This is a genomic window from Rhizobacter sp. P3_B12 (genome assembly GCF_056402895.1).
Window position 1 is genome coordinate 1 of sequence record NZ_JBFUGN010001653.1, and the last position, 690, is coordinate 690.

The window sequence follows — 690 nt, forward strand, 5'->3', positions numbered from 1 at the left end:
CGGCTGCCAGCGCGTCACGCCGCCTTGCTCGCACTCGCGCAGCAGCATGCCGATGATGTCTTCGGCCGATTCGTCGCAGAACAGCTGGCCCTTGTGCTTCTCGTGCCACGCGATGCGGTGGCGTTGCACCAGGCCGATGAAATCCTGCGGCGTGTAGCGGGCCAGTGCCGAGCGGCAGAAGTTCGGGTTTTCCGACAGGAAGTTCGCCGGCCCCGCGTCGCGGTTCGTGAAATTGCAGCGCCCGCCGCCGGAGATGCGGATTTTCTCGGCCAGCTTCTCGGCATGGTCGATCAGCAGCACGCGGGCGCCGCGCTGGCCGGCGATCCCCGCGCAGAACAAGCCGGCCGCGCCTGCGCCGATCACCACCACGTCGTACGAATGCATCGCCGGATTATCCCGGCACCGCAATCTGTGACAGGTCGGGGCGTGCGCCCTTCCTAGAATCGGCCCCTTTCCGACCCTCCGCAACCGATTGCCCCCACCGATGACACCTGATCCGATCGCCGTGGCGCGCGCCACCTGGGCCGTGCGCCTGCAGTTCTTCGTCGCCGGCGTGCTGTTCGCGAGCTTCGGCGTGCACGTGCCGACCATCAAGCAGCACTACGCGCTCGGCGAGCAGGCACTCGCGATCGCGATGCTGGCCGCCGGCGTCGGCGCGGTCGCGACGCTGACGCAGGCGGGCCGCTGGGT

1 protein-coding gene and 1 pseudogene are annotated in these 690 nt (G+C 68.8%); one reads left to right on the top strand and one right to left on the bottom strand.

All coding sequences use genetic code 11. The features are described from left to right. Nucleotides 1–384: FAD-dependent oxidoreductase (locus tag AC1D01_RS37485; RefSeq protein ID WP_477875002.1), on the bottom strand; the 384-nt coding region annotated here is incomplete at its 3' end. Between the two features lie 100 nt (nucleotides 385–484). Here AC1D01_RS37485 and AC1D01_RS37490 point away from each other — a divergent pair. Continuing rightward, nucleotides 485–690 (top strand): annotated as a pseudogene (locus AC1D01_RS37490) (MFS transporter); the annotation flags it as partial.